Annotated in this window: 17 protein-coding genes; 11 read left to right on the forward strand and 6 right to left on the reverse strand. The window is 71.2% G+C overall.

The window, feature by feature from the left end; translation table 11 throughout:
* Window positions 1-261: 261 nt before the first annotated feature.
* The 4 genes from ABT300_RS15085 to ABT300_RS15100 all read left to right on the forward strand — a co-directional run bounded on the left by ABT300_RS15085 (window position 262) and on the right by ABT300_RS15100 (window position 4624).
* A complete protein-coding gene (locus ABT300_RS15085) occupies window positions 262-1536 on the forward strand; it encodes a PAS domain-containing protein (RefSeq protein ID WP_351675156.1) in 1275 nt (424 codons plus the stop codon).
* Window positions 1537-1856: 320 nt separating this feature from the next.
* A complete protein-coding gene (locus tag ABT300_RS15090) occupies window positions 1857-2648 on the forward strand; it encodes a maleylpyruvate isomerase family mycothiol-dependent enzyme (RefSeq protein WP_351675158.1) in 792 nt (263 codons plus the stop codon).
* A gap of 183 nt (window positions 2649-2831) precedes the next feature.
* Window positions 2832-3794 (forward strand): SCO6745 family protein, encoded by a 963-nt coding sequence (locus ABT300_RS15095; protein WP_351675160.1) that lies wholly within the window; start codon window positions 2832-2834, stop codon window positions 3792-3794.
* 59 nt (window positions 3795-3853) lie between these two features.
* The gene (locus ABT300_RS15100; RefSeq protein WP_351675162.1) at window positions 3854-4624 is read left to right on the forward strand and encodes a class I SAM-dependent methyltransferase; all 771 of its coding nucleotides are present in this window, start codon (window positions 3854-3856) and stop codon (window positions 4622-4624) included.
* A gap of 104 nt (window positions 4625-4728) precedes the next feature.
* Here ABT300_RS15100 and ABT300_RS15105 read toward each other — a convergent pair whose 3' ends face one another.
* Window positions 4729-7257 (reverse strand): GH32 C-terminal domain-containing protein, encoded by a 2529-nt coding sequence (locus ABT300_RS15105; protein ID WP_351675164.1) that lies wholly within the window; start codon window positions 7255-7257, stop codon window positions 4729-4731.
* Window positions 7258-7806: 549 nt separating this feature from the next.
* On the opposite strand from ABT300_RS15105, the gene ABT300_RS15110 reads away from it, so the two are divergent.
* The 3 genes from ABT300_RS15110 to ABT300_RS15120 all read left to right on the forward strand — a co-directional run bounded on the left by ABT300_RS15110 (window position 7807) and on the right by ABT300_RS15120 (window position 12293).
* Window positions 7807-9054 carry an MFS transporter gene (locus ABT300_RS15110; RefSeq protein ID WP_351675166.1) on the forward strand — a complete coding sequence of 416 codons (1248 nt, stop codon included), beginning with the start codon at window positions 7807-7809 and terminating at the stop codon, window positions 9052-9054.
* 183 nt (window positions 9055-9237) lie between these two features.
* Window positions 9238-11469, forward strand: a complete 2232-nt coding sequence (locus tag ABT300_RS15115) for a hypothetical protein (protein ID WP_351675168.1) — start codon at window positions 9238-9240, stop codon at window positions 11467-11469.
* Window positions 11470-11999: 530 nt separating this feature from the next.
* A complete protein-coding gene (locus tag ABT300_RS15120) occupies window positions 12000-12293 on the forward strand; it encodes a hypothetical protein (protein ID WP_351675170.1) in 294 nt (97 codons plus the stop codon).
* A 356-nt stretch (window positions 12294-12649) separates the two neighbouring features.
* Here the strand turns inward: ABT300_RS15120 and ABT300_RS15125 are convergent, their stop codons facing one another.
* Complete coding sequence (locus ABT300_RS15125) at window positions 12650-13771, reverse strand: fatty acid desaturase family protein (protein ID WP_351675172.1); 1122 nt, start codon at window positions 13769-13771, stop codon at window positions 12650-12652.
* Between the two features lie 7 nt (window positions 13772-13778).
* Entirely contained in the window at window positions 13779-14840 is a 1062-nt protein-coding gene (locus ABT300_RS15130; RefSeq protein ID WP_351675174.1) for a ferredoxin reductase, read from the reverse strand.
* Between the two features lie 86 nt (window positions 14841-14926).
* Between ABT300_RS15130 and ABT300_RS15135 the strand changes: the two genes are divergently transcribed.
* Window positions 14927-16072, forward strand: a complete 1146-nt coding sequence (locus tag ABT300_RS15135; RefSeq protein WP_351675176.1) for a PucR family transcriptional regulator — start codon at window positions 14927-14929, stop codon at window positions 16070-16072.
* 61 nt (window positions 16073-16133) lie between these two features.
* Complete coding sequence (locus ABT300_RS15140; protein WP_351675178.1) at window positions 16134-16505, forward strand: S24/S26 family peptidase; 372 nt, start codon at window positions 16134-16136, stop codon at window positions 16503-16505.
* Between the two features lie 90 nt (window positions 16506-16595).
* Here the strand turns inward: ABT300_RS15140 and ABT300_RS15145 are convergent, their stop codons facing one another.
* Complete coding sequence (locus ABT300_RS15145; protein WP_351675180.1) at window positions 16596-17213, reverse strand: dihydrofolate reductase family protein; 618 nt, start codon at window positions 17211-17213, stop codon at window positions 16596-16598.
* An 88-nt stretch (window positions 17214-17301) separates the two neighbouring features.
* Window positions 17302-18255, reverse strand: coding sequence for a ScbA/BarX family gamma-butyrolactone biosynthesis protein (locus tag ABT300_RS15150; RefSeq protein WP_351675182.1), 954 nt, complete (start codon window positions 18253-18255; stop codon window positions 17302-17304).
* 116 nt (window positions 18256-18371) lie between these two features.
* Between ABT300_RS15150 and ABT300_RS15155 the strand changes: the two genes are divergently transcribed.
* Window positions 18372-19016, forward strand: a complete 645-nt coding sequence (locus tag ABT300_RS15155) for a ScbR family autoregulator-binding transcription factor (protein WP_351675184.1) — start codon at window positions 18372-18374, stop codon at window positions 19014-19016.
* A gap of 184 nt (window positions 19017-19200) precedes the next feature.
* A complete protein-coding gene (locus ABT300_RS15160; RefSeq protein WP_351675186.1) occupies window positions 19201-19950 on the forward strand; it encodes an SDR family NAD(P)-dependent oxidoreductase in 750 nt (249 codons plus the stop codon).
* 80 nt (window positions 19951-20030) lie between these two features.
* On the opposite strand, the gene ABT300_RS15165 is transcribed toward ABT300_RS15160, so the two are convergent.
* Complete coding sequence (locus tag ABT300_RS15165; RefSeq protein ID WP_351675188.1) at window positions 20031-21215, reverse strand: IS701 family transposase; 1185 nt, start codon at window positions 21213-21215, stop codon at window positions 20031-20033.
* Between the last annotated feature and the right edge of the window lie 53 nt (window positions 21216-21268).

Genomic DNA, 21268 nt, shown 5'->3' on the forward strand with positions numbered 1-21268 from the left:
CCGGGGCGCCCCCCCCCCACACCGGGGGCCGAGGCTCAACCCGACAAACCCGCCCCGCCCGCCCCCGGCGACCCCCCCGGTGCGCTGGGTCGCCGGGGCGATCCACGGACTTTCGCGCCCATGGCCCGATCGAGCGGTGAGCGGCGGGGCCGCAGTCGACTTCCGGCAACTCGGCCGGGAATGGTGCTTGTGCCGTACCGGGCGGGATGTCCAACGTCGGGTGACTGTGCGTCAGCCAGTCGTATACGGACGGAGACCGTTGTGGACGACCCATGCCTCAAGACACTGCTCGAGAAGCTCCCCGTGTTCTGGAGGGAAGTCGACGAGCCGTGGCAGGCGGGGGAGGCGAATGCCGACGGGCCGTTGCAGACAGACGAGTCGGGCGACTCCGGCGGCCTCATCGACCCGGGCGGCTCACGACGCGCCCCGGACCGGCGGCAGCGGGGGGCACGGCTCGCAGGGCCCGAACCGGCGGTCTCCGCAGAGCTTGCCCGGGTGACGGCCTGCGAGTGCCCCTGGGCGTCCGGCTGGTCAGCCTGCGGCTACGCCGCCTTCGCGGACCTCGTCGACCTCGCTCCGGCGGCCGCCTTCATCCGGGATCGCGACGGGCGCTACCTGTGGGCCAACCACGCCTACGCGCACCTCTACGGCACCGTGCCGCAGCAACTGGTCGGCAGATACATCGAGGACTTCGACGCCCCGGCCGAAGCCGACCGGTTCCGGGCCCTGGACCAGCAGATACTCACCCGGGGCACGCCCGTCCGGCACACCCTTCGCTATCTGCGCCAGGACGGCACCACGGGCCGCGCGGTCGGTCATCGCTTCCCGGTGCGGGAACCGTCCCGCACCTGCGTCGCCGGCATCTATGTCGACATCACCGACCACCTGCGGGCCACGGAGCGGCGACAGGAGGCCGAGGAGAACCTCAGCGCCCTGCGCGACCACAGCGGGCTGCCCTGCGCCCTGCTGTCGGCGAACGGGCGGGTGATCGAGGCGAGCGTGGCGGCCGCCGAACTCTTCCACCTCGGCCTGGCCGACCTCGTGGGCCGCCGTGCCCACACGCTGCTGGCCCCCGAACCGGAACCCGATCTCGCCCGGTTGCACCGCCGCTGGAACAGTCTGATAGCCCGCCGCACCCGCCGGGTCGAGACCACCGCCGTGCTCGTCGACGCCCATGGACTGCAGCGGCGGGCGGAGCTTCACCTGACGACTATCGGCCATTCCGCCAGCCGGGCACGGCATGTCTGGGCCGTGATCACCCATCAGTGCCTCGCCCACGAGGCGCATCCGCCGCTGACCGCCGCGCAGATCCGCATCCTGTCGCTGCTGGCGCAGGGCAACAGCAACAGCGACATAGCCGCCTCGCTGAAACTGTCGCGGCAGACCCTCGACTACCACCTCAGCCGCCTGCGGCGTCTGCTGGGCGCCGCGACCCGTCCGGCCCTCGTGGCCCGCGCCTATGTCCTCGGCATCCTCGCCCCCCATGCCTGGCCTCCACGCTCGGCCACGGCGGCCCATCCCCTCAGCACCGCGTGACCTCCGCGGACGGGCACACGCGTGCCGGCTCCGGTCGCCGGGTGCCGGCCGGCGGCGAGCGGCGTGCCGGTGCGGGCCTCCCGTGGGCAGTGGGTCGCACGTGAGGGGTCCCCGCGTGGGTGAGGTGGGAGGGCGGGTGCGACCATCGGGAGGGTCGTGAAGCCGGAGGCGGCCGGCGCCCGCCGCTCAGCGACTGCAGCGCGGCAGGTTCTGCCGCCTCCGGCGCGCCGCCTCCCGTCGCCGGCGGCGGACCCCGGATCACTCCAATCCGTCACCCCAAGCGGTCACCCCAAGCCGTCACCCAGAGAAAGGCTCCCGCGATGAACTCGTCGGACCTCCCCGCACACGGACCCGCTGCGGTCGACCACCGCGCCGAGATCGCGGTGGAGACCGCCCGACTCGTCGCAGCCGTCAGGACTGCCGACCTGACGACCGCCGTGCCGAGCTGTCCCGGTTGGACGCTGGCAGACCTGGTCAAGCACACCGGTGGCGTCCAGCGTTGGTTCTCGAGTCTTCTGCACGCGCGCATCCAGGAGCCCCCGCGTGCGCGGGACGTGGACCTGCGGCTCCCGGAGCGGCCGGAGGAGTACCCGGACTGGCTGGCCGACAGCGCGACCGTGGCCGCTCAAGCCTTCGCGGCCACCGACCCGGACCTGCCCATGTGGGCATGGGGCGTCGACCAGCACGCCCGCTTCTGGGCACGCCGGATGCTCTTCGAGACCCTGGTGCACCGGGTCGACGCCGAACTGGCCCTCGGCCGTCGGCCCATCATCGACCGCCCGTCGGCCGTGGACGGCGTCGACGAGTTCCTCGTCAATCTGCCCTTCGCCGCATCCTTCGCGCCCCGCGTCGCCGACCTGCGCGGTCCGGACAAGACCCTCTGCTTCCAGGCGACCGACGGCGAGGAAGACTGGCTGGTCCGCCTGCGGCCCGACGGCTTCGGGCTCGACGCGAACCCCGGTGCCGCCGAACCCGCCGACGCGACCGTTCAGGGAACCGCCGCCGATCTGTTGCTGCTCGTCTACGGCCGGCTGCACCGAGACGCGGCGGCCCTCGCACATGACGGAGACGACGACCTGCTGACTCACTGGTTCGCCAACTCCGCTTTCTAGGGCGGGTTTACGTCGTCCTGGTCATCGTGGACCGGCGCGGGGAACCGGCAGCAGGGCAGTAGTCGCCGGAGCTGCGTTCCGGTAGCGTACCGACCAGGCGGTACGCTTCGCGAGGCGTCCCACCCGCCTTCATGTGCTCGATGAACGCCGACGTTTCATCCGCAACAGGACGGAGAGCCGCTCATGACGCACGCGCAGGCGCAGGACCCGACGCAGGCTAAGGCGCAGGACCCGACCCGCGACAGCCTCGCCTACGCGCGCGAGACCTGGAGAACCCTCGAGCCCTACCACGGGGCGGTCTACTTCTCACCCGAAGCGGCAGGCCTGTACGGCGAGTTGGGCGTGGACGCCAGGACCGGGTACTTCGCGTCCCGTTCGGCCGTGCTGGGCGCGGCTTCGGCGGAGGTGGTCATCGCCACGTTCTACAACTTCAATCCACAACTGGTGCGCCGGGCCATACCCGCCGCATGGGAGGCCGCTGCGCCGCAGCAGTTCACCGCTGCCCGGCTCGCGGGGATCGACGCCACGCTCCGCCGCATCCTCGGCGCGGAGGTCTCCTCACCGGCGATGGCCCGCGCGGCGGAACTGGCCCGCGCCGCAGCGGAAGTGACTGTGCATCACCCGCAGGGCCGCCCTCTTTTCGCCGCGCACGCCGCACTGCCGTGGCCGAGCGAGCCCCACCTCGTGCTCTGGCACGCGCAGACCCTGCTGCGGGAGTTCCGTGGCGACGGCCATGTGGGGGCGCTGCTGACCGCCGGACTGAGCGGGATCGAAGCTCTCGTCACGCATGCCGCCGCAGGCGACGTCGATGCGGGGGTCCTGCGCGACTCGCGGGCGTGGACGCCGCAGCAGTGGGCCGAGGCCGTGCAGAGTCTCCGTGCGCGTGGATGGCTCGACGACGGACCGGACCTGGCGCTGACCGAGGACGGTGCGCGGCGCAGGGCGGAGATCGAGCACGCCACCGACAGGCTGGCCGCCCTCCCGTACCTCACGCTCGGTCCCACGGCCTGTGTCGAACTGCGCTCACTGGTCAGGCCGTTCAGCCTCGCTCTGGCGAAGGAACTCCTGCCCTGGGCAGTCGGCCGCCTGAACGACGAGAGCGCGGGAGAGAGGGCGCCGAGGCCGGGAACGCCCGATGGCGCCTGACTCCCGCCACAGGTCGAGAAAACCAAGAGACAGGTCCGAGAGGAAACAGGCGCGGTAACGTGGGACGGTGCTCGCGTTTCTACGACGAACTGGCTGACGACTACCACCTGATCTATGCGGACTGGGACGCGAGCGTCCGTCGGCAGGGTGACGCGCTCGACGCCCTGATCGGACGAGACCGCGCGTCGGTCCTCGACTGTTCCTGCGGCATCGGCACGCAGGCCATCGGTCTGGCGCTGCGCGGGCACCGGGTCACGGGAACCGACCTCAGTCGCCGCGCCGCCGCCCGCGCAGCCCATGAGGCCGCCCGCCGGAACCTGAGCCTGCGCACGGCCGCTGCCGACATGCGACGCCTGCCGTTTCCCGACGGCCGGTTCGACACGGTCGTCTGCGCCGACAACTCGCTTCCCCACCTGCTGACCGAGCAGGACGTGCACGCTGCCCTGACCGAGATGCGCCGAGTGCTGCGGCCCGGCGGCCTGCTGCTGGTCAGCACACGCCCCTACGACGACCTGCTGCGCGACCGCCCGGCTTCCGCGCCTCCACAAGTCCACGGGACCGCCGACCGCGCCGACGGCGAGGAGCGAACCGTCACCTTCCAACTCTGGCACTGGCACGACGACGGCGAGCACTACGACCTGGAGCACTTCCAGCTCCTCCCGGCAGGCGGAGAATGGCGCGTCCAGGTCCGCCGTACCACTTACTGGGCACTGGGCCGGGCGCGACTGACCGGCCTCGCAGCCGAGGCCGGGTTCGTCGACGCCGAGTGGCGGATGCCGCAGCAGACGGGCTTCTTCCAGCCGCTGCTCATGGCCCGCGCCGGTGATTAGGCGCCGACTCCGGCTCTCGGGCCCGGGAGCAGGGCCACGTCACGCGGCCCTGCCCTTGCGCCATGTCCGTTGCGCCATGTCCCTTGCGGCGGGCGGCCGTTGCGTCAGTCGTGGGTGGCGTCGAGGTGCCAGACGGTGGCCTTGTCCAGCTTCACCGAGCCGTTCTCGGCGAAGACCTGGACTCCCTGGCTGGCGGGGTCGGGAAAGATCTGGTCGGTGATCACGGCTTCCCCGCTGCCGCCGAACACCTCGACGGACGACCAGTCGACCAGGATCCGCAGCTTGATCTTGCCGTTCGCCGCTTTCAGGGGCGCGGTCTGGACGCCGGGGAAGGTGCCGTTGAAGTCCACTGCGCCGGACCGGGTCCGGTCGACGTACAACTCCTGTGTCGTGGCGTCGTAGCCGATGACGGTCTCCTCGCCCGCGGCGCCGGTGCGTACCTTGAGCCCGAAGCGTTCGGCGTTCTTGAGGGAGAAGACAGCCTCGATGTCGAGCGCCTTGCCCTCTGCGGCGGGACCGGCCAGCGGCTTCGACGTGTTCGTCACGACGCCCGCGGTCGCGGTCGCCGGGGAGGCCTGCCGCAGGGACTTCACGTTGCTCACCGGCTCGCTGGTCAGCCGGACGCGGCCGTCGACGGTGCGCAGCGCCATCTGCCGGGGGATGCTCTGCGCTCCACGCCAGGGCGAGGTGGGGACGGCGCCCGCGTAGTCCCAGTTGCTCATCCAGCCGATCATGTACCGCTTGCCGCCGGGGGCGTTCTCCCAGGAGACGGCCGCGTAGTAGTCCTTGCCGTAGTCGGCCCAGCCGGCGCGTCGCAGGACGGACAGTGCGGGGGAGTCGGCTGCGGTGAACTGGTCGGCGAGGATGTGTCCCCAGCCGCCGGTGTTCATGTCGACGAGCTGGATCTGCGCCTTCTTGCCGACGTAGGCACGGGTGTCGAAGGAGGCCCAGTCCAGGGTCTCGGCGTCGGAGCCGGTCGCGCTGCGGACGACCTGGCCGTCGACGACGAGATTGACGGCGGTCTCCTGGGCGCCGGGCTGGGCCTGGGTGTCGGACAGCGCGATCTGGTCGGCGTTGATGTGGCCCCAGCCGCCCGTGTTGCCGTCGACCACCCTGATCCGAGCCTTCTTTCCGGCGAGGTCGCGGACGTCCCAGGAAGCCGTCTCGAGTGCCTCGGCGTCCTTTCCGGTGGCGCTGCGCACGACCTGGCCGTCGACGAGGAGTTCGAGTGCAGTGGGGTCGGCGGAGCCGGCCGGGTGGTTGCCGCCGCCGATGAGGAAGTTGACGTAGCGCTTGTCGAGGGTGAACTCGGGCGAGGTGAGCGTGCCGGTGGTGGCATCGCCGTCGCGGAAGGTGTTGACCAGGCCGCTGCCCTGGAAGCCGGAGACCGGCTGCTGGCCGGGGAGGGCGCCGGTGACCGGCGCCGGGCCGAAGGCGTCACCGGTCGTCGTCCAGTCGCCGTAAGTGCCGCCGTCGAAGTCGGCGAGGAGCTTCCCGGGCCGGTGCGGGTGCCGGCCGCCGCCGACCTTGAAGTTCAGGTAGGGGCTGTTCACGGTGAAGGAGGGCGAGGCGAGGGTGCCGGTGGCGGCGTCCCCGGAGTGGAAGCTGTTGGCGAGGCCCTTGCCGTCGAAGCCGGAGACGGTCTGCTGGCCGTCGAGCGTCCCTGCAGCCGGTCCCGGGCCGAACGCGGCGCCCGTGGCCGTCCACGAACCGAAGCCGGCGCCCTCGAAGTCCTGCATGACCGCTCCGGAGGGCGGGGTGTAGGCGCCGTTGTCGTCGGCGGTGAACTTCGTGCCGTCGAAGTCGCCGATGAAGTACTGGGCTGCCGAACCGCCCGCTATGCCACCGGGGTTGATGTTGACGACCAGGACCCACTTGACGTTGTTCGTGTCCCCGTCGACGGCCAGGGGGAACAGGTCGGGGCACTCCCACACACCGCCCGTCGCTCCGGCCGGCCCGAACTCGCTGAGCTGCGTCCAGTCCTTGAGGTTCTTGGAGGAGTAGAACCGCACCTTGTGTTCGGCGGACAGCGACACCGTCATCAACCAGCTCTTGGTCGGCGCGTACCACTGGACCTTGGGGTCGCGGAAGTCTCGTGAGCCGATGTCGATGACGGGATTGCCCTGGTACTTGGTCCAGGTGCGGCCGCGGTCGGTGCTGTAGGCGAGGGCCTGCGACTGGATGCCGGTGCTGTTGTCGTTGCTGGTGTAGATCGCCACCATGGGCGGGTTCTTCTTGGTGCCGAAACCGGTGGTGTTGCTCTCGTCGACGACGGCGCTGCCGGAGAAGATCATCTCCTTGTCGTCGTGCGGCAGGGCGAGCGGCAGCTGCTGCCAGTGGACGAGGTCCGTGCTCACCGCGTGGCCCCAGGACATGTCGCCCCATGAGTTGCCGCTCGGGTTGTACTGGTAGAAGAGGTGGTACTCGCCCTTGTAGTACACAAGGCCGTTGGGATCGTTCATCCAGTTCTTCTCCGGAGTGAAGTGGAACTGGGGACGGTAGGTCTCTGAGTAGAGCGGGGCGTCGGCCGCGGCGGGCTGAGGAGCGAGTACGGCGGCGGACAGGGCGCAGACGACCACCGCCGCGGCGGTCGTCCGTACGCGGGCATGCCGGGATACACGTCCAAAGCTCATGGTGCCTCCTGTGCTGCGGCCGTTCACGCAGCACAGCCTGCGGCGAGCGGCCCGAAAATGTGACTCCCCGGCCCGCGATGTCGTCCACACCGCCGGCCGGAGGATGTCATCGTTGACTTGTGTCAACGCTGACATCGGGTGGCCTGATGATGAGCGTCATCCGGCCAACGCGTCAACGGTTCGGACGTGATTGCCCGGCCCGGCCCGTCCGCCGGTCTGCTGCGATCGGCTGTCGCGAGCTGTGCCAACTGTCGTGTCACGGCGGGTCGGAGCCGGAGTCCGCGCAGGTCGGAGCAGCTGTCCGAGCGGCGAACCGGCAGCTTTGCGCCACCGCCTCGAGGCGCTCGGACCGGTGGGCGGACGTTCAGAAGTCCGCGGTCCCCAACTCGGCTTCCTCGTGGCGAACCGCGCGTGGCCGGGCGGCACTCCCCTTCGTCCACATGATGGGTGAGGACGAAGGGGACATGTCGTCGTGATGGTCGCCCTGCCAGCGCCGGGCGAGCGGAAAACGCGTTGACGGTTCGCCGCCGGGTCTCGACGATCAGGCGCATGCCTGACGCCCTGACGCCCTGGAGCCACCGCCCGTTCCGGCACCTCTTCATCGGCACGACGGCCAACCTGCTCGGCAACGGGGTGGCGCCGATCGCCCTGGCCTTCGCCGTGCTGGACGCCACGGGCTCGGTCGGCTCGCTCGGGTTGGTGGTCGGCGCCCACTCCCTCACGGGCGCCCTCTTCCTGCTCTTCGGCGGGGTGCTGGCGGACCGGCTGCCACGCGGCCGGCTGCTGGTCGCGAGCAGCGCCGTCAGCGCCGCGAGCCAGGCGGTGGTCGCCGCCCTGGTCCTCACCCACAACGCCGCGATACCCCTGCTGATGGCGCTCGCCGCGGTCAACGGGGCGTCCGGTTCCTGCTATCAGCCCGCAGCCCAGGCCCTGCTGCCCCAGACCGTGCCGGCCGAGTCCCGCCGCGCCGCCCTCGCGCTCTCCCGGATCGCGGGCAGCAGCGCGATGATCGTGGGGGCCTCGCTGGGCGGCGTGTTGGTCGCCACGGTCGGTCCCGGCCTGGGCCTGGCCGTCGACGCGCTCAGCTTCGCGCTCGCCGCCGCGTCCTTCGCACTCGTCCGCGTCCAGGTCGCGCCGTCCGGGCCCAGTCCCGGCGTGGTGTACGAACTGCGCTTGGGCTGGCGGGAGTTCACCTCCCGCACCTGGGTGTGGGTGATCGTGGTGGCCTTCTGCTTCCTCAACGCCGGTCTCACCGCATCGTTCACCGTCCTCGGCCCGGCCGTCGCCGACGCCTCTGGCATCGGCCGCAGCGGCTGGGGCCTGGCCCTTGCCGCCGGCTCGCTCGGCGCGGTCGCCGGCGGCGTTCTGTCGCTGCGCTGGCGGCCCCGGCGCGCGATCCTGGTCGGCTGCGCGCTGATGGGCCTGACGGCGACGATCCCGCTGCTGCTCGCGCTGGCCCCGTACACCTGGCTGCTGGTCGTGGCCAACTTCGTGGCCGGCGTGGGCGCCGAACAGGCCGGTGTCGCCTGGTACTCGACCCTCAACGAGCAGATTCCCGAGGACCGCCTCGCCCGCGTCTACGCATACGACGACCTCGGCTCCTACCTCGCGCTCCCGTTCGCGCAGTTCGCCGCAGGGCCCGCCGTGCTCCTCCTCGGCCTCCGCACCACGCTCCACGCCGCCGCCGCGCTCATCCTCCTCGCCACCCTCGCCATGGTCGCCACCCCGTCCGTTCGCGCGCTGGCCCCGAGGACCGCGGAACCGCTGCGCGCCTCGGAAGATCCGGTCCCTGGCTGAGCGCGACCCCGACGAGCGATCCCGCGCCGGCCGACACGACGGGTTGTCAGTGCTCTGCGGCATGATGCGAGGCATGTGACGGCCTGGCCGACAGGGGCGCCGGGGCCGTCCTCGACACGGGGGAGTGCTGTGCGCAGGTCGGTCGCAGGCGAGGTGCGGGTTCACGACCGTCAGATCCACGTCGTGAGCGACCCGGACGGTCCCAGACCGGACCTCGCCAAGGCGTTGGCAGGCCAGACCGGCGGGCTGTGCGGGGCTGCGGTGCCGGGCGCGATCCTCCTGTCCACCGGGCTGTACGCGGGCGCCGTCGGCTTCGTCGCGGAAGTCCACGACGAAGCCCCCGCGCTGGACCCGCTCTGGGAGGACGTGATGGAGGCGTCCTTCCGGCCGGCGTCGGAGCGCACACGTCTGGTCCAGTGGGACGGCGAGGAGGCGTGGGACCTGGGCCTCGTCCGGACCGACTACCGGGTCCGGTACTGCGCCCGGGGAATGGACGAGGCACAGGAACTCCCCACCAGGGTGACGGGGGAGCCCGAGGCGGACAGCTACCTCCTGCAGTTCTGGCCCGCCCCACCGAGCCCCGACCGTGTCGTCCGGCACACCTCGCGGACGGCCGGCCACCTGCACGGGTACGCACGCGCGACGGCGCGTACGCCCGAGCAGCTCGCCGAGGCCGAACGCCACACTCGCGAGCTGTTCCAACAGGCAGCAGCGGAGCGGGCCGAACGGGCCGCCGAGGAGCGCCGACTGCACTACCGGCAGTGGGAGTGGGGCGGGCGACTGCCGAGCGAGAGGCTGCAGGCCGCTCGCGAGAGCAACGTCCTCGGTCTGCTCCGCTTCGACAGCGACCTGGTGCACGCCCTCGACGTCGTGGGCCCCGAGGTCCAGCGCGCGGTGGCATTGCTGGCCGCGCGGCGGGCCTGCGATGCTGCGGGCCTGACCGATGTGCCGTGGGTCGCCCACGCGCTCTCCGCGTTGACAGAAGGACGCCCCCTGCCGCCGCCGTTCGACGACCCGGCCCTGTTGCGGGAGACCCTGCGCTCCGACCCTCGCGTACCGGACACGTCGGTACGGGAAGCGACACCTCCCGAGCGACCGCCCTACCTCCCGCCGACCACGGACACGGCGCACGCGGTCGCCCTGGTGCACCCTGACGTCACGCCGTACACCCCAGGGCTGATCTCACAGCCGCACTTCGCTCTTCCCGCCGTGCTCGCCGCCGCCGGGCCCGCCCCGCTCGTCGCGGCACTGGACGCGGTGTGTCATGCGCTGCACACGCACGGCGAGCACTACCCCCGACTGCTGGCCGAGATACGGTCGGCGTGCACCGAGCGGGTGGGAAGCATCGCCGCCGCGCTCCGCATCCGAACCACCCCGGCGCGGCTGGTCGACGTCACCGCGGTCGCCCCGCGCCTGGCCCCCCTGGCACGGACGGCGACCCGGCTGCATCCCCGCCCCGGGTCGCCCACGCCGTACGACAGCTCCGTCGGCGGACCGCTGCTGTGGCCCGCCGACGAGCCGTGGCCGTACTGCGACAAACCGCACGAGTGGGACCAGGTGAACGAGGTCCTCTCGCCGCAGGACGTACGACGGCAGCGCCGCGTCCGGGCGGCGGCGGCGAACCGGCCGGGCGGCGACCCGCAGGGAAGCCGGTACACGCCCGAGGAGTCCGCGATCGACGAACGGATCAAGGCCGGCCGCCCGTGGCCCAAGGGCCCGATCGCCCTGCTGCCCGTGGCCCAGCTGTACGTACGCGACGTCCCCACGCTGCGCCCGCCCGGGCATACCGGGGCAGATCTGCTCCAAGTGCTGTGGTGCCCCTTCGACCACCCCGCGCAGCCCGAGACCGCGCTGTTCTGGCGCTCCGCCGCCGCGGTCACCGACATCCTCGACACACCTCCCGAGCCGCCCGCGATCCAGTACCCCGGCTACCTGCCGGAGCCGTGCCTCCTCGCGCCGGAGCAGATCACCGAATACCCCGACTTCAGGGAACTGGACAAGGAACTCCGGCACCAGCTGGAGGAGTGGCGCAGGTGGCAGGCGGCCGACACCCCTCTGGACCGCTCGGACACGCCCTGCTCGAAGGATTTCTACAGCGGGCTGTACAGGGACAGGCTGTCCGTCGCTCCCGGCTGGAAGGTCGGGGGATGGACCCGATGGGACCTCACCGATCCCGAGCCCCGGCTCTGCCCCTCATGCGGCGCCGACATGGATCCGCTGCTGACCATCGCCTCGGCCGAATGGAACACCGGTGACACGGACTGGACTCCCATCGAGGACCGAGCCCTCTCCTCGTCGACCACCGAACCGGCACCGTGGAACCCCACCATGCTCGACCTCGCCCGAGGCTACGATCTGCAGCTCCACGTCTGCCCGGCGTCCCCCGACCATCCGCACATCGAACTGGTCCAGTGAGCCCTATCCCGTCGGCCGCCGTGCCGCCGTCTGCTCGACTCGGCTGGCGGCCGCCGGTCCGGTTTCAGCAGGCGTTGTGCCCCAGCATCGGCGATCCCCGTCCCCCCGGCTGGGTCGCAGGCGTCGCACCACGCTCGCCGACCGGGCCCGGCTCAGATTTCGCTCAGGAACGGCGTCGAAGGCTGGCGGCCCGTCAGGAGCCTTGGCAAGATCACGGCAGTCGCGGGGGAAAGTGACGCGACGTCATCATCCACATGCCGCGTCACGTCGGCTGGCCATCCCGGAGAATCGACATGTCTTGGCGAACTCGTGCGGTACGGAGCATACCGAGCACCGCGTGTGCCGCGGCTCTGCTCTCCCTCGCCGCGTGCACGGCGGATCAGGCGGAAGAGGCCGGACGATCCACGCCGTCCCGGGGCCCCGTGACGCCGAGCGGGGCGGCGGCCACCACTGGGCCCGGCGCCGCAGAGCCTTCCCTGCGGAAGCCGCCGGAGTTGGAGCCCGACACCTCACTCGCCGGCCGCCAGGAGGTGACCACCGGAGACGTCGATGTTCCGTACCGCAGCGGCAAGAAGGGCGACGCGCTCACCATCGCGGTGAGTTGCCAGGGCGAGGGGAAGATCACCGTGGTGGTGCGGCCCGTGCACGTCTCCTTCCCCGTCACATGCGCTGCTTCCCAGGTCGCCACGTTCTCGAACCAGGTCGCGGTGTCCGGGGCGGAGCGCGCCGGAGCCGTGTCCGTCGAGGCGTCCTCAGCTGTTCACTGGTCGATGACCGTCGGCCGCGGCGCACCGGCGCCGGCAGAGCCGTCGGACGCCGACTGAGCTCGGTCACCTGTGGAGCAGTACTCCCCAGTCGGCAGGGGCGGCGCCACCCAGCTTGCTGCTCAACCCTTCGGCGGAGCCGAAGCGGGACCCGTAGGTTCCCAGCGGTGACCTCGATGGAGACGCAGGGCCTCGTGTCGATGACGGACGGGGCTCAGCTGCGCTGGACAGCGCTGGGCGACACCGACCGGCAGCCGTTCGGCGAATCGTGCAAGGCGCGGTGGGCCCGTAACCCATCGCCGTCACGCTCCGGGCGCACGGCCGGATGGCAGCGCAGTCGGACACCGCGCTGCCCCGGACCCCATGGCGTGGGGTCCGGGGCAGCGGTCGTCCACCGTGTGAGGTCCCTGCCGGGATCAGGCCGCAACGAGCTCCTGCTCGCGGTCCGGCGTCTTGACCGCGGGCTGCTTCTTGTTCGGCAGCGAGAGACGGACGACCTTGCGCCACGCGGAGAACACCTGCTTGGGCAGCGGTCCGCTGACGTACTCCAGCTCGTACTTCTCGAACAGCGCGCGCACCTTCACCGCGACCTCGGCGTACCGGTTGCTCGGCAGGTCCGGGAACAGGTGGTGCTCGATCTGGTGCGACAGGTTGCCGGTCATGAAGTGCATGGCCTTGCTGCCGCTGATGTTCGCCGAGCCCATCATCTGGCGCAGGTACCACTGGCCGCGCGTCTCGCCCCTGATCGACCGGCGCTCGAAGACCTGCACGCCCTCGGGGAAGTGCCCGCACATGATCACCGAGTGGGACCAGATGTTGCGGACCAGGTTCGCGGTGAACGTGGCCGCGAGCGTGGGGAGGAACGACGGGCCCGACAGCAGCGGGTGGATCACGTAGTCCTTCAGCACCTGCTTGCGGATCTTGCGGCCCACGGCCCTGGCCCGGGCGCGGAACTCCGGGTTCTTACGGCGGCGCTTGTGCAGGTTCTTGCCGAGCTCCAGGTCGTACGCGGCGATGCCGTACTCGAAGAAACAGGCGTTGATGAAGTTCCACAGCGGCTGGCCGAGGTGGAAGGGGTGCCACTTCTGGTCCTCGTCGACGCGCATGATGCCGTAGCCGAGGTCGTTGTCCTTGCCGATCACGTTGGTGTACGTGTGGTGCAGTTCGTTGTGCGAGTGCTTCCACTGGTCGGCCGGCGAGACGTGATCCCATTCCCAGGTGGTGGAGTGGATCTTCGGGTCCCGCATCCAGTCCCACTGGCCGTGCAGGATGTTGTGGCCGATCTCCATGTTGTCCATGATCTTCGCCACGGACAGACCTGCGGTGCCGATCACCCACGCGGGCGGGAAGATCGAGAACAGCAGCACGCCCCTGCTGGCCAGCTCGAGCTTGCGCTGCGCCGAGATGACCTTGCGGATGTAGGCGGCGTCCTTCTCGCCACGGCTGGCGATCACCTCGTCGCGGATCGCGTCCAGCTCGCGGCCGAGCTCTTCGATCTGCTCCGCGGTCAGGTGGGCGGTGGGGTCGATGGCGGTCAAGATGGTCCTACCGTTCGATGTCGCAGGGGCCCGCCGCGGCGGACACACAGGTCTGGATGAGGACGCCCGGCTCGGCCTCGGTGATCTCGCCGGTGCGCAGGTCGCGGACGGCGCCCGCCTTGAGCGGCGTGACGCAGCCGAAGCAGATGCCCATGCGGCACCCGGACGGCATGAGCACGCCGGCCGCCTCGCCGACGTCCAGCAACGGCGTGGCGCCGTCCGCCTCGACGGTCGTGCCGGTCGTGCTGAACGTGACCTCGCCGCCGCCACCGTCCCCGGTGACGACGACGCCGGCGCGGAAGCGTTCGGTGTGCAGGCGCTCCGGGACGCCGTGCTCGGCCCAGTGCTTCTCGGCGGCGTCGAGCAGGCCCGCGGGCCCGCACGCCCAGGTCTCGCGCTCGGCCCAGTCGGGCACGAGTTCGTCGAGACGGGCGATGTCGAGCATGCCGTCCGTGTCGGTGTGCAGCTCGGTGAGACGCAGCTTGTCGTCCGCGACCAGGCCGTGCAGGTCGTCACGGAAGATCACGTCCTGCGGCTGTGGCGCGGAGTGGACCATGACGACGTCGTCCAGCTCGGTGTCGCGCAGCATGCCCATCACCGGCGTGATGCCGCTGCCGGCCGTCAGGTAGAGCACCTTGGCGGGCTTGGCCTCCGGCAGCACGAAGTCACCGGTCGCCTGGTCCAGCTGGATCAGCGTGCCCGGCTCCGTCCTGCGGACCAGGTGATTGCTGACCTTGCCGTCCGGGATCGCCTTCACGGTGATCGTGAAGCGGCCGTCCGCGCGGTTCGTCGGCGAGGTGACCGAGTAGGCGCGCCACAGGCGCACCCCGTCGACGTCGACCCCGATCCGCACGTACTGACCGGCCGTGTGGCCGCGCCAGCCGCGTCCCGGTCTGATCACGATGGTCGCGGCGTCACCCGTCTCGGGACGCACCGCCTCGATGCGCCCACGCAGGTCGGCGCCCGCACGCAGCGGGCTGACCAGGTCGAGGTAGTCGGACGGCAGCAGCGGCGTCGTGACCATCTCCAGCAGTTTCCACGCCCTACTGCGGAGGGCTGCACTCGTCATGACTCCAGCTTGATGCGCCTCAGGGCGTAAAGTCCTGTCCGTAGGACGTAAATCTGGTCGGCAGAATTGTTCGCAGGGAACAAAACATGGGACATGTAATCCGGAGGGCCACCGAACCGGCCCTGGATGAGACGACGGTCACCGCACTCCGGGCCGCGCTGCGGACCACCGCCGACGAGGTCGTCCAGGCGATCATCGACGAGGTCCCTCCCTACGCCAACGCTCTGTCGGGCCGCATGGGCGGCACCATCCGCCGAGCGGTCCGCACCGCCCTGGGGCACTACCTGGACGTCGCGAGCGGGAACGCCACGGGCGGCGACGCCGGCGACGCGGCCTACGAGCTGGGCCGCGGCGAGGTGCGCGACGGCCGTTCGATGGACGCCCTGCTCAGCGCCTACCGTGTCGGCGCCCGCGTGGCCTGGCGATGTCTGGCGGCGGGCGCCGTACCCGCGGGTCTGCCCGCCGCCGAGGTCGCCAAGTTCGCCGAGCTGACCTTCGCCTACATCGACGAGCTCTCCGCCGCGAGCGCCGCAGGCCACGCCGACGAACTGGCAGCCCGGGGCCGGGCTCACGAGCGCCACCTGGAACAGCTGGTCCGCGACCTCCTGGCCGACGCGAGCCCGGACGTGCTGCTGGCCTCCGCCCAGCGGGCCGGGTGGCAGCCTCCGGTGTCGCTGACCGCGGTCCTGCTGCCCGCCGCCCAGGCCCGGCCCGCCTACCGCACGCTCGATCCGAGCACCCTCGTCCTCGACGATCTGCCGGACGGCCTGGGCGTGCTGCTCGTCCCCGACGCCGACCGACCGCATCTCCTGAGGCAGCTGACCGACCGCACGGCCGTCGTCGGCCCCGCCCGCCCATGGACCCGGGCGTCCGCCTCGTATGCGCGAGCCGTACGCGCACGCTCCCTCTCCTCCAACGTTCGCGACACCGAGGCACACCTGCCCGAGCTGGTGCTGAGCGCCGACATGGACGCGTTCGCGGACCTGCGTGCCCGAGCCCTCGCACCGTTGCGGACCCTGCCGGTCGCGACCGCGCGGCGGCTGGAGGAGACGCTGCGGGCGTGGCTGCTGCACCATGGCAGGCGGGACGAGGTGGCGGCGGCGTTGTTCGTCCATCCTCAGACCGTCCGGTACCGGATGTCGCAGCTGCGGGAGCTGTTTCCGGATCTCGGGTCGCCGCAGCGGATCCTCGAACTGACGCTGGCGCTCGGTCCACGGGATGCAAAGAAGTGATGCGGTGTACGAAGGAGTAATTCGGTGGGGTGACGCAGGGGGCTTCTGCCACCATCGTCCGATGGGTGCATTGGACGCAGTGGCAGACAGGATCGCCGGCGGGTCCACCGTGACGTTCCGACCCCGCGGCTCCTCGATGGCGCCTCTGATCCGCAGTCGGCAGCAGGTGGTCGTCGCCCCGGTCGACCCGTCGAAGCTGGAGGTCGGGGACATCGTGCTCGCCCGTGTCGCCGGGACGGTCTACCTGCACCTGGTGTCGTCCGTGGACCTCGCCCGGAAGCGGGTGCAGATCAGCAACAACCATGGCCGCGTCAACGGCTGGACCAGCCACGCCCGCGTCTTCGGCATCTGCCTGGCGGTCGACGGCGTCAAGCGGTCGGGAATCGCAGGCAAGACGCTCGCGGCTGCCTCCGACGACTCCCGCGGAACCTGACGCTCCGGCGGCAGGACGAGCGGCGCGTCGTCGTCCCCGGACGACTCGACGCCCAGGGCGTTCTCATGGGCGTCGGCAGTGGTCGCCGGATCACCGGGAGACGTCGTAGCTCAGGTGCGTCGCGGTCGATGTCGGGGTGACGCTCCGCTGCACCAGCTTGCGCGGCGTTCCGCCGGTGAACAAGGGTGTCCCCGCGCCCAGGACGACGGGGGAGAGGTGCAGCGTCAGCGCGTCGAGCAGCCCGGCGTCGAGGGCCGAGCGGATTGTCGCGGCGCCGCCCATGAGGACGACGTCGAGGTCCTTGCCCCTGTCCGCCGCCGCCGCCTCCGCTCGCCTGCGCGCCGCGTCCACGGCGTCGGGCAGACCTGTGGTGACGAACGTCCAGTCGAGGTCGGTCGTCCGCACCGACTCCGGCGGCGTGCTCGTCACGACGACGAAGGCGGGCTTGCCGACTTCGCCGGCGCCGTAGCCGGTCGTGTCGTCCCAGCCCTTCGGCCCGTCCACCACGTCGAAGAGGCGGCGGCCGAGGACGACGGCGCCGGAGCGGGCGGTCCCCTCGCGCAGAAACCGGCGGTCGTCGGGGTCGTCGGAGAACGCCCACGTGTGCAGGGCCTCGCCGCCGGTGCCCAGACCGTTGTCCGGGCCGGGGTCGGGCCCGGTGACGAAGCCGTCGAGAGAGACCGAGATGTCAGCGATGATGCGTGTCATGTCAGGGCAGACCCGATCCGCCGCCCGGACTCATCGGTCTGCGGGCTCCTCCGAGCGTCGGGCCGGCGCGTCTGCGGGCCCCACCGGTTCAGGGCCGGCGCTGCGCACCGTCGGTCCTGCGACAGCCGGCAGGCAGGGGGTGGACGGTGACTCTGGAGGTGAACGCCGTCTGGCCGTTCTGCGTGCCGCGGACGCCGATGGTCCGGGGGCCGCCGGGCGCGCACGTGAGGTAGGTCGTGGTGATGCGGCAGGGCTGGTCGAGCTCCACGTAGCGCAAGAACGTGGTGTCGAATCCGGTGGGCAGCGCGCGCAGTGGGTGGACGGTGGCCGTGGCGGCCTGGCCGCACGCCTCGAGCAGCACCATGCCGGGCACGTGGTCGTGGGGGTGGTCGAAGAGCACGGGGTGATCCGGGTCGACCCGCAGCGTCCAGGTGCGAGGCGTCGAGGAGGCGGTGAGGACGACGTCGTGGGCACGGCGAGTTCCCGTGAGGACGCAGGCGACGGGGGCCGACGCGGGCAGCGCGCGAGCCGTCGCCGCCAGAGGGTCGGCGTAGGGGCCGCGCAGCCGCTCGTATATGGCCGGGGCGTGCGCGCTGTAGGTGATCTGGGCCGAGCCGAGGTGGCGTCCGTCGCGGGTCGCCTCGACGGCCGCCGTGAGGCGGACGGATCCCCTCTTGCGTCCTGTGACGCGGGTGTGTGTGACCGTCAGGAGCACCTCCGCGTCCTGCGCTTCCGTATACAACTGGTCTGCCGTCGCCGATAAGTTGTAGGCCTGCCAGCCCATGCGGCTGGACAACGGGACCTCGAAGGCCGTCCTGGATATGAGGGCCAGGGCCTGCCTGATGCTTTCGGTGAGGATGTGAGGGGCGTAGCTGCCCGAGTCGGAGGTGTAGTGGCGGTGGGTCCGGGGCCAGCGGACTGCGACGACGTGCGTGTCGTCGGTCTTCGCGGCCACCGCGTCGACGAGCACTTCGCTCGGGTCCGTCTTGCCGATGCAGCGGCGGTGGTCAGGCGGTAGGGGAGTCATGCTGCTGAGAGACATGCGATCCTTTCCGGAACGTCATCGTTCGAGCCGCGTCTCCGCCGGGAAACATTTAAAGATAAAAGTAGGTACGGTTATGTTTCTTGTCGAGGGGGTGACGGAAGGACGTGAAGCAGATGACGGGCAAGAGGTCGGCGCCGCAGCAGGCGAGGGCGCAGCGCACGCGGGCTGAACTTCTGCGTGCGGGGGCCGAGGTCTTCGCCGAACAGGGTTTCTTCGCGACGACGTTGACGAAGGTCACGGACCGGGCCGGGGTGACGCTGGGCGCGATGTACTTCCACTTCAGGAACAAGGAGGAGCTCGCTCGGGAGATCGTCCAGACGCAGCCGGAGCGGCTGCGTCCCACCCTTGACGAACTCCAGTCGCAGGGGCTGCAGTTCGCCGTCGACGTCACCCTCAGCTGGGCGCACCGGGTGGTGGACGACGTGTTCCTGCTGGCGGGCGCGCGCCTGGTGATGGACCAGGAGTTCTTCAACGGGGGGCAGCTGAACTCGCATCAGCAGTGGACGGGGGTGCTGATGGACAGCCTCGCGGAGGCCCAGCGCCGGCGTGAGGTGCGCGCCGCCGCGGACGTCGAGGCGCTCGCGCGGTTGATCGTCAACGCCTGCACGGGGGCGCAGATGCATGCGCATCTGGAGACGGACCGGCAGGACCTGCCCCAGCGGGTGCGGGACATGTGGCGGTGCCTGTTGCCGGCCGTCGCCACGACGTCCGCCGCCCTCAAGATCGAAATGGGGGAGGAGCGCTACGGGTCCCGGTGACCCCCGGCGTCTGCTCCAGGAGCGGCCGCCCGGCGCGGTGGCGGCCCGAGTCTCCCCGGCCTGCGCGGATCGACGACGAGACGACGAGTCGAGCCGTCTTGGATCAGAACTGCGGCGACGTCGTGTCACTGTCTGCGAAGTGACGTTCCTGTTGCTCGATTCGCGCCACTTCACAGGGGGTCGTGTGCTCACAGGTAAGACGATCATGATTTCGGGGGCCTCCAGCGGCATCGGGGCTGCAGCCGCGCGCCTCTTCGCGCGGAGGGGCGCCCAGGTTGTGCTGATGGCGCGGCGAGCCGAGGCGCTGCGGCAGCTGGCCGAGGAACTCACCGAGGACGGGGGCCGTGCTCATGCGGTCGCCGGGGACGTGACGTCGGCGGCCGACGTCCGGCATGCCGTCAGTGAAGCCGTCAGATGCTTCGGCCGTCTCGACGCCGCGTTCAACAACGCCGGCTGGGGCACGGCGGGCCTCCCCCTCCATGAGGTCTCCGACGCGATGTACGACCAGATCATGGACGTCAACGTCCGCGGCGTCTGGAACTGTCTGCGCGAGCAGATACCGGTCATGCTGGAGCAGGGAGGCGGCGGCGCGATCGTGAACACCTCCTCCACCGCGGGGCAGTTCGCCACCGGCGCGGTGGCGCCGTATGTCGCGGCCAAGCATGCGGTGCTCGGTCTGACCAAGGCGGCGGCCGCGGACTACGGCGACCGGGGGATACGCGTCAACGCCCTGGTCGTGGGAGGCACGAGAACGCCCCTGATGGAGGCCGCGGTGCGGGTCATGCCGGAGGAGGCGGCCCATGCGCGGGCCATCCAGCGGCGACTGGCCCTGCCGGAGGAGGTGGCGGAGGCCGCCGCGTGGCTGTGCAGCGACCGGGCTTCGTTCGTGACGGGGGCCGCGATGGCCGTGGACGGCGGGGTCGGCGCCATCTGACGACCCGCCCTCGGCGCCCCGCGCCGTGCGGCGCGGGCGTCCGGCCCGGGTCGCGACGCTCCGGCCCGCGAACGGGTCACTCAGGCAGACACGCGGTCCGGCGCCCGATGGGAGGGCGGCGCGGTGGCGGCCAGTCTGCGATACGCGTGAGCTGCTGACATGAGCGTCATGTAGTGGTGCCAGCCAGGGTAGGAACGGCCCTCGAAGTCCAGCAGCCCGAAGTCCTCCTCCAGCTCCTGGACGGACGCCGCGGTGACGCCGAGGTGTTCGGTGAGGGCGCACAGGTCGCTCAACCGGCGGTGAACCATGTTGGTCAGGTAGATCCGCTGGGGTCGGCACCGGTCGGCGAACAGGCGGAACATGTTCTGGCCCCACGCGCCCGGCGTCGCCGCGGGCAGACGGGCCAGGCAGGTGAGGGCGCGCCCCTCGCGCTGTCCGTGCAGCAGGCCTCTGCGGGCGTCCAGCACGGCGCCGGCCGACGGCGACAGCATCACCGTACGGCCGCCGCCCGGGGACGGCCGTCGCATCGGGCCCCGATCCGACGCGCCGACGGGCAGGACGGGCAGGGCGGGCGGCACGGCGATCACGAACTCGCCGCGCTGGCGCAGCAGTACGCGCCCCAGGTCGGCGGCCGGCCTGCTGTCGCTCAGGTCGGCCACGAGCGGGGCCGGGGTGACGCCGTGGCACTGCCTGAGGCGGTCCGCCATCTCGAAGGCGTCGGCCCACGGGGGCAGCGACCGCGCGTCGCCGGGAATGCGCGCCCGCCGACGCTGGTCGGGGTGCACCCAGCGTTCGGGAAGGTGCAGCCGCCAGTCCACGGGGACCGCGGTCGAGCCGTCCGACATGAAGAGCCCCACCGCCATCTGGCCGTTGACATGCTGCCCCTGGCGGGGCACGAAGCGCCGGTGGACGCCGCACGAGTGCTCCCCCCGCTTGGGGGCGACGGTCGTGGCGACGGTCCATGCGCTCGGGGACAGCCGGGCCTCGGTCCAGCGAGCCAGCTCGCGTCGGACCGGCTCCCACTCCCAGGGGCTGGCGTTGACGAACTGCTGCAGCGACTGGAACGCCGTCGGAGACGCCATCGCGGCCGCGGCGAGGCGCCGGACGCTCTTCTTGCCCGGGACCGTCAACAGCCCGAGAAGGTAGGCGTGACCCCATCGTCGTTGGTCAGCGCGCTGTAAGTGGGCGAAGACGGTGTCGGTGAACGCGTCCAGACGGCCGGCGTCGCCGGGCGGGCCGACCAGGGGCGGATGGAGCAAGGACATGGCGATCCCTTCTGTCGAGACCACCTAGAATAATTGGTTCAACTATGTTTTTG

It is taken from the genome of Streptomyces sp. NPDC001027 (assembly GCF_040299045.1).
Classification (GTDB): domain Bacteria; phylum Actinomycetota; class Actinomycetes; order Streptomycetales; family Streptomycetaceae; genus Streptomyces.